Source organism: Deltaproteobacteria bacterium, assembly GCA_009692615.1.
Lineage (GTDB): Bacteria > Desulfobacterota > Binatia > UBA9968 > UBA9968 > DP-20.
Genome location: SHYW01000149.1, coordinates 1 through 10,174, shown reverse-complemented (window position 1 = coordinate 10,174; position 10,174 = coordinate 1). Strand labels below are relative to the sequence as shown.

At 56.4% G+C, this 10,174-nt stretch carries 11 protein-coding genes; 5 read left to right on the top strand and 6 right to left on the bottom strand.

All coding sequences use genetic code 11. The features are described from left to right. Positions 1 to 385 precede the first annotated feature (385 nt). From EXR70_23475 to EXR70_23465, 3 genes are all read left to right on the top strand, one after another. Entirely contained in the window at positions 386 to 721 is a 336-nt protein-coding gene (locus EXR70_23475) for an RNA-binding protein (protein MSP41457.1), read from the top strand. Positions 722 to 1,012: 291 nt separating this feature from the next. Next, complete coding sequence (locus EXR70_23470; GenBank protein MSP41456.1) at positions 1,013 to 1,465, top strand: redoxin domain-containing protein; 453 nt, start codon at positions 1,013 to 1,015, stop codon at positions 1,463 to 1,465. Positions 1,466 to 1,480: 15 nt separating this feature from the next. After that, positions 1,481 to 2,449 (top strand): 4,5-dihydroxyphthalate decarboxylase, encoded by a 969-nt coding sequence (locus tag EXR70_23465; protein ID MSP41455.1) that lies wholly within the window; start codon positions 1,481 to 1,483, stop codon positions 2,447 to 2,449. 67 nt (positions 2,450 to 2,516) lie between these two features. On the opposite strand, the gene EXR70_23460 is transcribed toward EXR70_23465, so the two are convergent. The 6 genes from EXR70_23460 to EXR70_23435 form a co-directional block, all read right to left on the bottom strand. Next, positions 2,517 to 2,924: a DUF1992 domain-containing protein gene (locus EXR70_23460; protein ID MSP41454.1), complete on the bottom strand. Its 408-nt coding sequence runs from the start codon at positions 2,922 to 2,924 to the stop codon at positions 2,517 to 2,519. 133 nt (positions 2,925 to 3,057) lie between these two features. Continuing rightward, positions 3,058 to 4,290 carry an MFS transporter gene (locus EXR70_23455; protein MSP41453.1) on the bottom strand — a complete coding sequence of 411 codons (1,233 nt, stop codon included), beginning with the start codon at positions 4,288 to 4,290 and terminating at the stop codon, positions 3,058 to 3,060. Between the two features lie 3 nt (positions 4,291 to 4,293). Beyond that, the gene (locus tag EXR70_23450) at positions 4,294 to 5,550 is read right to left on the bottom strand and encodes an MFS transporter (GenBank protein ID MSP41452.1); all 1,257 of its coding nucleotides are present in this window, start codon (positions 5,548 to 5,550) and stop codon (positions 4,294 to 4,296) included. Next, entirely contained in the window at positions 5,547 to 6,509 is a 963-nt protein-coding gene (locus EXR70_23445) for a DUF1152 domain-containing protein (GenBank protein MSP41451.1), read from the bottom strand. Before EXR70_23445 ends, EXR70_23450 begins: the two co-directional genes overlap by 4 nt. Beyond that, positions 6,506 to 7,060 (bottom strand): hypothetical protein, encoded by a 555-nt coding sequence (locus EXR70_23440; GenBank protein ID MSP41450.1) that lies wholly within the window; start codon positions 7,058 to 7,060, stop codon positions 6,506 to 6,508. The genes EXR70_23445 and EXR70_23440 overlap by 4 nt, the downstream gene beginning before the upstream one ends. Before the next feature lie 169 nt (positions 7,061 to 7,229). Continuing rightward, the gene (locus EXR70_23435) at positions 7,230 to 8,027 is read right to left on the bottom strand and encodes an alpha/beta hydrolase (protein ID MSP41449.1); all 798 of its coding nucleotides are present in this window, start codon (positions 8,025 to 8,027) and stop codon (positions 7,230 to 7,232) included. A gap of 252 nt (positions 8,028 to 8,279) precedes the next feature. Here EXR70_23435 and EXR70_23430 point away from each other — a divergent pair, with 252 nt between their 5' ends. Both EXR70_23430 and EXR70_23425 read left to right on the top strand, forming a co-directional pair. Further along, entirely contained in the window at positions 8,280 to 9,308 is a 1,029-nt protein-coding gene (locus EXR70_23430) for an extracellular solute-binding protein (protein MSP41448.1), read from the top strand. A 40-nt stretch (positions 9,309 to 9,348) separates the two neighbouring features. Then, on the top strand, positions 9,349 to 10,174 hold an 826-nt coding region (locus EXR70_23425; protein ID MSP41447.1), incomplete at its 3' end, for a cupin domain-containing protein.

Here is a 10,174-nt window from a genome sequence, read left to right as displayed (position 1 = left end):
CGGCCTCAACCACGGTGATCTCGCTGCGATATACTCGTTGAATTACGTCTAGTCGTTTCTCGTCTTTCATTGTCAGGGTTGTCATCCTTCCACCCTGACATAATTACGTTGCCGTTAACCCCTGACATAATCACTTTGCTACAACAAGGCCAAAATTTGGACTTGCATAAAAGCTGGGAGTTGAGGTAAACTTTTTTTACACTTCAGTATGGGGCCTTCTGATAGTGAATATAAAGAGCATAGTTGAAGGTCTAGGGAGTCTTACCTTGCAGTTCGGTGCCACGCGGACAAACCGACCAGAGCGTGTCTTCATTTCCATGTTCTGCTGCCAGCGCTGATCAGTTCTTAGGGCAAAGACCATAACAGATGTTTAGAAGGAGAGAACATGAGCAGTAAAATTTATGTCGGTGGTTTGCCCTACGCGACCACTGATGCGCAACTCCAGGATCTATTCTCCACCCACGGGGCGGTTGAGTCGGCCCGAGTGATTACGGACAAGTTCACGGGTCGTTCGCGCGGCTTCGGATTTGTCGAAATGGCATCCAACGAAGAAGCCCAGAAGGCGATTCAAGCGCTCAACGGGACCGATCTTGACGGTCGTAACCTGACGGTCAACGAAGCGCGTCCGCAAGAGAAGCGTGCCGGTGGCGGCTTCGGCGATCGTGGCGGAGAACGGCGCGGCGGTGGTGATGGCGGCGGCGGCGGTCGCAATCGTTGGTAATTTCTCACTACTGAATTATCGTCAAAAGGGCGCTAGGTCGGGGCGCCCTTTTTTATTGCGGCCATTGGACGTAACAGGACGGCGTGAAACGCTTGACGGCTTGACCGGCTTCCTACACGAGGATAAGAGTACTAATCAGAAAGGTCTTCCGCGCTACAACTTCGTTATCGCTCCATGGAAACCATCTCTCTAGACCAACTGCCGCTTGTCGATTTGCAGGGCAAGCCTACGCTGCTCACGGCGCACTTCAACGAATATCTACTAGTCATTTTTCTCCGCCATCTGGCTTGACTGCCATGCCAAGCTCACCTCGTCGAGGTGAATGCCTTTAAGGCTGAGTTTCGCCGCCGCAACATCGATATCGTGGTGGTGTCTTTCGCCCAACCGGAGACGCTGATTACCTATTTGAACTATCACGAGTGGCCGTTCACGCTGCTCGCCGACCCTGAGCGCAAACTCTACGAAGCTTTCGAATTGAAATCCCTCCCTTGGCGTAAAGTATTTTCGCCGGCGACCCTGAAGCTCTATCTCAAATCATTCCGCAAGGGGCTGCACCTTCAGGACTACGGCAAAGAAGACATCTACCAGGCCGGCGGCGATTTTCTGCTCGACCGCGGCGGCAATGTTTTGTTCGCCCATCGCAGCGAAGATCCCACCGATCGTCCCACCATAGCCGGATTGCTGAAGGCGATGGACGGCTACCTGCGTCCGGCTGAGGAGCCAAGCCGGCGGCCGCTGTATTGAGGTATGGAGAAAAAGATGGCCAACACAAAAATCACCCTGGCATTGTCGCACTATGACCGTCACGTGCCCTTCTTCGATGGCACGGTGGAAGCGACGGGCCTCGATCTCAAAGTTTTGATCGTTGGCCAATCGGACCGCCAGCGCGATGGCGAGGAGCGCCACGAGCGGATGCTCCAGAAGGGCGAGTTCGACGTGGCGGAGTTGTCGCTGTCATCCTATTTGATGGCCAAGAGCCGCGGTATGCCGTTTACCGCGATCCCGGTTTTTCCGCGCCGCTTGTTTAGCCACTCGCAGATGTGGATCAATGTCGACGCCGGTATCGACGAGCCGAAAGATTTGATCGGCAAGAAAGTCGGCCTGCATAGCTTTCAAAATACCCTGGCGACTTTGTCCAAGGGGGATCTGCAGAGCGAGTTCGACGTGCCCTGGCGTCAGATTCACTGGCTGCTGAGCAAGAAGGACAACATCGCGTTCGAACCGGAGAAGGGCGTCAAGATCGAGCAACTGGCGCCGTCGGCCAATGTCGGCGAGCTGCTGGAGCAGGGTGAGATCAGCGCCATGATGACGCCCCATCCGCCTAAGCCAGTGTTGCGCGGCTCGAAGAAAATCAAGCGGCTGTTCGCCGATCCCAAGGCGGAAGATTTGCGCTATTACCAGAAGAACGGTTTCTTTCCGATCATGCACGTGGTGGCGTTCCGCGATGATGTGCTGAAAAGAACTCCTGAAGCAGCGCTGAGCTTGTTCAACGCATTCACAGCAGCGAAAAAAATCTGTCGTGAGTTCTACGCCGATCCCAACTGGTCCTGGCTCGCCTGGGGCCGCCAAGCATTCGAGGAAGAAGAAAAGCTTTTAGGCCCAGATCCCTGGCCTTTCGGGTTAGAAAACAATCGCGCCAATCTCGAACGCTTCGTCGGTTATTCGCTCGATCAGGGATTGATGGCGAAGCCGATGGCGATTGAGGATTTGTTTTTGCCGCTGAATTGAGCGGGAAGGGCGACCGCCGGTCGCCCCTACATCGCACTTCAATCACTGCCCGCGGGAGAGTCGCAGGTCATTTCCCTAATAGCTTAGCGACTATTTTTCGGCTGCAGCCGCGGGTAGAACTTAATTCCATCGAGCGCCGCTTCATCAAATCGAGGCGGATCACTTTCCCCTGTAGACTTTTTGCCAGGGATTTTTTCTCACTTTCATCTTCGACATGCTTGAGCAGATCTTCGAGGATGTGGATGTCTTTCAATAACTCGGCCTCGGGCGGCAGAACGTTGGCGTTTTTTAGAACGTGATACGCCATGCGCAAATCTTCGGGCAGCGTGCTGTGGTCGGCCAAGTCTAAGGGTTTGCCCTTGCCGGCGAGGTTCTCAAATTCACCTTTGCGCTGGGCTTCCCGAATGCGCTGTTCGGCGAGCCGCTCGATAAAACCGAGCGCGCCGGTGGGTGGTATGTGACGTCTGATCGCCATGATCTTCTTTTTTAAACGGTTTGAATGGAACGCCCCTCGCTACAGCCCTGCGGGCTTACTCGGGGAAACGGCACTTCTAACTCCGTTATCCTGAGTAGCGCGCAGCGCGTAGCGAAGGATTGAAACATTGAAACTACCCCTTGCGCTTCTCTTCCTCCGGCGGCCGGATGTGGCGAAACATCATATAAAATACTACGTCGTTGACCAATTGTAATCCGCCGCCGATAAACAATGGCAGAGTCAGCGACACGCTTTGCATTAAATAAGTTGAGATCGTCGGGCTGATGCCGTAGGGCACGATGCGCGCCAGGCTGGTGACGCCGGCGGCGGAGCCGCGCTCGTTGGACTGGACCATTGCCATGGTGAACGACGAGCGCAGCGGGTTGTCCATGTAGGCGAAGAAAGAACGGATGGCGATCAGCGTGGCGGCGATGAAAAACGTCGGCGCGAACGGGATCGAGAGGTATATCATCGACGCTAGGCCGTGGGAGAAAGCCATGGTTTGGACCAGGCCGATGCGGCGTGCGATGATCGGCGCGGCCAAGAAAGAAATCGCCGCGAGAAAGTTGGAAATAAAAAATAGTAGGCCCAAAGATTTGAGATCCACGCCGAAGCGCAGAAAAAACCAATAGGAAACTAGGCCGCCAGCCATGCCGGCGCCGAAGTTGTCGACGAAGGCGAGGATCGACATTTTAGCGACGAACACGCCGGTGGATTTGGAGATTTTCTTTTGCGCTGTTCGCGGCTGGTGCTGCTCGCTGATCGAACTGTAGACCCATAGTAGGCCGAAGCTAAAAAGAATCGTCATGAGAAAAAGCGGCTGGTAAGAACTTACCGAAGACCAACCCCAACTTTCTTGGAGAAACTGCGGCACGCCGGCGGCCAAGGCGCCCAGTGATCCCATCACCGAGCCGAAGAAAGAATTGAGGCCGAAGATCTGCGTGCGTTTTTCCGGCTGACATTTTTCCGCGAGCAGAGCTTCTTCCACTGGATTGAACGGCCCGCCGCCGGAGCCGCCGCCAGACGAACCGCCGGCGCCGACGTTGGCGATGATCACCGCGAGCAGTATGAAGAACAGGCTGCTAAAAAACACAAAGATGGCGTTGGAGACGATCGTCAGCAGCGCCAGCAGCATGAGGATTTTGCGCCGGCCGTAGCGGTCGGACAGATAACCCCACAAGGCTGTCAGGACGGCGCCGCTCAGATAAGCAACCGAGTAAACGATGCCGATGGTTACCGGCGTGTAGCCCAAGCGGTCCAGATAGATGGCGAAGATGATGTTCAAGTAAGAGAACGCAAAGGCGCGGATGCCGCGCGCGGCCATCAGCATTTTGGCGTCCCGATGGAGGCTCCGGACAATTCCCATGGATTACGCTTGCGCCACTTGGGGCGCAGCTCCTTGTTCCTCGGGCGGCTTGACGTCACGGAACATGAAATAAAAAACGCAGTCATGAAATAGCTGCAGGCAGCCGCCGATGAAAATCGGCACGCTCAAGGAAAAGCTTTGCATTAGGTAAGCGGACAGAGTCGGACTGACGGCTACGGGCACATGGCGCGACAGACTGGTCAAGCCGGCCGCCGAACCGCGGTCTTCGGGCCGCACCACGCCCATGATGAAGGAACTGCGTAGCGGATTGTCCATGTAAGCGAGATAGGAGCGAATGATCGTCAGCGCCGCGGCGATCGTGAACGTCGGGGCCAGCGGTAAAATCAAATAGATGAAGGAGGCCAAGCCATGGGAAAACGCCATGGTGCGGACGACGCCGATCCTGCGGGCGATCATCGGCGCGGTGAGAAAGGACATGGCGGCGAGAAAATAGGAGAGAAAGAACATGTAGCCCAGGAATTTCAAGTCGACGCCGTAGCGCAGGAAGAACCAGTACGCCAGCAATGGGCTAATCAAGCCACCGCCGAGATTGTCGATCATGCCGAGCAGCGACATTTTCAAGACGAACTTGTTGGCCTTGGTGGCGTACTGTTTTTTCTCGCGCTTGCGATAAACATGATGTTCGTCGATGCGCGAGTAGGCGAAGATCAGCACGCAACTAAAAAGGATGGTGAGGCCGAATAACGGTTTATAGGAAGCGATCGGCTGCCAGCCCCAATCTTGTTGCAAGTGCTGCGGCAGGCCGCTCAGCAGGGCGCCGAGGGAGCCCGACATGGAGCCGACAAACGCGTTGGCGGCAAAAACTTTGTTGCGGTTTTCCGCCGTGCACTTTTCCGCGAGCAAGGCTTGCTCGACCGGACTCATCGGGCCGCCCCCCTGTCCGCCGGCGCCTGAACCGCCGGCGCCGACGTTGGCGATGATCACGGCGGCGATGATGAAGATCAAGTGGCTAGAGAAAATATAGATGAGGTTTGAAACGATGGTCAGCGCCGCGAGCAGGATCAAGATATTCTTGCGGCCGTAGCGATCCGACAAATAACCCCAGAGCGCCGTGAGAACGGCGCTGGCGGCGAAAGCGGTGGTCACGACGAAACCGACCGTCATGGTCGAGTAGCCAAGCTGACTCAGATAAATCGTGAAAATCACGCCCAGGTAGGAGAATGCGAAGGCGCGCACGCCGCGGGAGATCATTAATATGATCGCGTCGCGCTGCAGCTCGCCGAAGAATCTTTCAATCACTTGAGAGTTGCCGCCTGATAGAATTTTCGTTCATAGTCCAGTTCGGTGGCGATGCCGAGGGCGTGGAGCGCGTCATTGGCTTGGTCTAACGATGAGCTGGAACGTAGCGCTCGAGCGGGCCGGGCGAGGGTATCATAAAGTTTGCCGGTTGACATGAAAAATGTCAGCGCCGTGAGCGGCGTGAGTTTGACATGGCGCTCGCCGCGCCGGATATCGCGGTTGCCACAGGCGCCGCGGAAACATTCGATCGGAAGTGCGCTCGCTTCGGTCGGAACGGTTTTTACTACTTCTTCGAGTTCTCTAGCGATTTTCGCTGTCAGCGACCAGGCGCCAAGCAGGCCGTCGGCAGCGGCAAGTTTGCTGAGGGCGGTTTCAATTTCGTCGACGGTCAATTCGCCGTCGCTGCCGTAGCCGAACACGCCCCACATGGTACGATGGCCGCGCTCTGCCAATTCGGCAAAGGCGGCGATCATGATGGAATCCGCCAGCGGACTGCGCAGGCCGGGCTCATGGCCCTCGGCCAATGAATCGCCTCCAACATCGAGACCGACGAGCAGATCGGTTTGCAATTCTTTCATCGCGACTTCAAGTCCGTCGACGACGCCCTTGACGCCGCCGTTGATGTCGACGAGTAGGACTTCACGTTTGAGCAGCGCGGCCATCTTCGCTTCGGCGAAAGGCACGCCGGTGCTGGTTTGGCTATTGGCATTGGCCATCCAAGCGAACTCGTGCAGTACCCGCACGTTTTTCGTTTCGCTGGGTTTGCGCGGGCCGGGAATCGGATCGTAAACGTTGCGTTCCCAAGAAAGGCCGCCGACGGTAAAGCGCAAGCCGCAGAATTCGAGAAAGCGCGCAGCGGTCAGCGCCCCGACGACATCGCCGCCGCCGCCAACGCCGATGACAAGTGCATGTTTCGAGTCGCTAATTAGATCTTCGAGCGATGGAACAGAGGAATTCATTTAGGGATATGCGTGTCTTGTCCGGGCACGGGGTTGACGATCGCTTCGTCCAACGATTTTACGCCGTGCCATTCGTTCGACGGACGCACGCGCCCATCACTGCCGACTTGGTCGACGCCCCAGTAGATTTCCAGCGAGTTGTTGTCCGGGTCGCAGAACTCGACGGCGATCTGGCAGCCGGCGCGGCGCCGTCCTGCGAAGTCGATGGTCGCGCCGAATTGGCGCAAGCGGTCGCGCGCGCGCAGTACTTCGCCGAGGGTCGGCACTTCGAAGGCGAGGTGATGCAGCTCGCGGTGATTGTTTTTGCTATCGCCTTGACCGACCAGCGCGAGGCAATGATGATCGCTGTTGCAACGCAAAAAGACCATACCACCGGGCATCATCTCGTCGGGGTAAACGTCGGAGACTTTGAAGCCGAGTACTTTGGTGTAAAACTCCGTCGCCCGTTCGAGATCGGCGACTTGCAGGACGACATGGCCGACTTTGGCGATGTGAAACTCCATGCCTTGGGGCGGCGCCATGTTTTTGAGTTTTTCAATATTGATCGCCATGTGAATTTTTCTTTCTCGTTCTGAATGGAAATTTCTATAGCATGTCCATGCCGGTTCTGCACTTCGATGAGCGAAGCGAGATCGAATTTGTGAATGGTGCCGGCGTCGGAGGTACGGGCAACCCCCGTGGTTGCCCGTCCGGACCCAGGGCAGGCACAGGGGCCTGCCCCTACGTCGGATTGGCTGGCATCAACTTATTGGCGCGCAGGAAATCGATCACGAACTCATCGAACGTGGCGGGGTCTTCGATGTTGCAGGCGTGGCCAGTTTTTGGCAGGACTTTGTGCACGGCGCCAGGAATTAGCGATGCAGTTTTCTTGCCGCCGGCTAGTGAGTTATCGTATTCGCCGTTGATCACTAGCGTCGGCACTTTCATCGTTGCCAGACGCGGCGTCATGTCGAGGCCGCCGCGGGCGTGAAAAATCTGCCCGATGGATTCGCCCGACAGCCAGGGATCGCGTTCGACGAAAGTGTTGAGCAAATACTTTCCTAATTTAGTTTCTGGAAATTCCGGCGCGACCAATTCGCGCAGATGTTGAATGTGATATTTTTCGATGCCGACCTTAGTGTAACCGTGAATGCGTTCGTCGATGGAACCGCCGGGGCCGCTGCTGCCGCCGACGAGGATGATCGCCTTGAAAATCTCCGGATGATCGAGGCCGAGCAAGATCGCCATGCCCGAGCCGACGCTGACGCCGCCGAGGATCGCTGCGTTGACGCCTTCATCGCGGCAAACACCGAGCACGTCGTCGGCCATGTCTTTGAGGCTGAACGGCGTTTCCGGCTTGTCGGATCGTCCGTAGCCGCGGATATCGATGGCGATCACTTTGAAGTAAGTCGAGAAGTGGGCGATCTGGTACATCCACAAATTGTGGTCGAACGGATTGGCATGAACCATGACGAAGGGCATGCCTTCGCCGGAGACTTCGTAGTAAATTTTTAGGCCGTTGGCGGTGCTGTAGGGCATGGCAGGGCTCCCAGGGGTTGTTCTTGATCGATAGTTATTGAACCGGTTGCGCGACCGGTCGCAATTGCAGCGGATTGTTTCCAGGTAATACCTGTCGCGGCGCGGGGTTGTCAAGGAAACCGAGACGTCGCCGGTTGGCGCTCTCTAGTCTTGCGCCAAAGAAGCAAATGTTGATACGCTCTGGTCATTGGTGCGTTGCCGGCGTGTTGATCGCCGCCTGACGAAGGAGCCAAGCGCTCGTTGCTAAAATAATTGGAGTGGATTGCCGTGCGGAACAGTGAGATTAGGGGTATTGGGCACTGGAAAATTGCCCTACTGGTACCGCTCATCGCTTTCAGTCAAGCGGTGGTGGCGGTGCGCGCCGATGACGCGTTGATTGCCGAGGCGCGGCGCGAGCGCGGCACGGTGCGTTGGTATACGGCGTTGAACGTCAACGGCAGCAAGCCGCTGGCCGATGCCTTCGAGAAAAAATATCCGTTTCTGAAAGTGGCGATCAATCGGCTCAGCAATGAGCGGATCATGAACCGGATCTTTGCCGAAGCGAGATCTGGCACGCCGCAGTTCGACGTGACCTCGTTCGCCTACTTACCCTTGCTGGCGGAGAAGGGACTGCTGGCGCGCTATCAAAGCTCGCAGACCAAGGCGTACTTGGAAGGCTTCTATGACCCCAAGGGACATTGGGCGACCATGTATTCAAATCTGATCGTGCTGGGCTATAGCACGCGCCAGGTGCCCGCCGCTCAGGTGCCCAAGGACTGGACCGATTTACTCGACGCGCGCTGGAACGATAAGCTCGGCATGGACCCAGAAGTGGGGATTTGGTACGGCGCCATGTTGCACTTCATGGGCAAAGAGCGCGGCGAGAAATTCTTTCACGCGCTGGCGCAACAGAAAATCCATTGGCGCCGGGGCCATTCTCTGCTCGCGCAGTTGATGACCGCCGGTGAGTTTCCGTTGGCGCTGGTCTATGGCTTCAACATAACTCAGTTGCAGCAAAGTGGCGCGCCGGTGCAGTGGGTGACCACGGCGAAGCCGATCGTCGCCACGACCAGCGGTGTTGGCATCGCGGTGAAGACCGATGCACCGGCGTCGAGCAAGCTGTTCGTTGATTTCGCGCTTTCCATTGAAGGTCAGAAGACGATCCTTGAGACCGGCCGCTTTTCCGCGCGCAAAGATTTACAAACCGTCGGCGATCTCAAAGCTTACGCCGTGCCCGACGCGGTGGTGCTCAATCTAGACAAATATTTGCAAGAGTTTACTCAACTGTTTCGCCCCAAATAAGCTGGCCTAAGACGCCGGCATGAATTGAAAGGAAAACACCATGCAAGATCTCAGCACGAAATCCGCCTATGAGTTAAAAACTCCCTATGCTTTTTGGCAGGAAAGCGAAGGCATCCCCAGTTATGGCGGCTATTGGATCGATGATGTCCGAACCGTGGAGTTAGCCGATTGGGCGCGAACCGGCGGGCGTGGCGCGTTCGTCAATCTCAATGGTGCCGGCATGAATTGCGACGCGCATATCAATGAAATATCCGCGAAGCAGCAGCTCAAGCCGGAACGTCATCTCTATGAAGAAATTATTTTCATCTTGAGCGGCCAGGGGGCTACCCAGATTTGGAATGAATGCGGTGCCAAGCATACGCTTGAGTGGCAGGAGGGCAGCCTGTTCTCGCCGCCGCTCAATGCCTGGCATCAACATTTCAACGCCGACGCGTCCAAACCGGCGCGCTTTATTTCGCTCACCAGCGCGCCCCAGGCGATCAATCAATTTCGCAATGTTGACTTCATTTTCAACAATCCGTTCATTTTCATGGATCGCTATCGCGGCGAAGCGGGTGAGCTGACCAAGCCCGGATACTATATTCAAAAAGGCGTCAAGCCGGGGCGTGTCTGGGAAACCAACTTCGTCGCTAATCTCATGGAGTTTCAACCCGTAGAGCATTCGGCTCGCGGCGCGGGCACGCGCAATAGCTTGTTCGAGTTCGCCGGCAATACCATGAGCGCGCATTTATCGGCATTTCCGGCCGGGAAGTATAAGAAAGGCCATCGGCATGGCCCCGGCGCGCATATCGTGATATTATCCGGCCATGGTTATTCGCTGATGTGGCCGCAGGACAAAGAAGCGCAACGGATCGACTGGCGTCCCG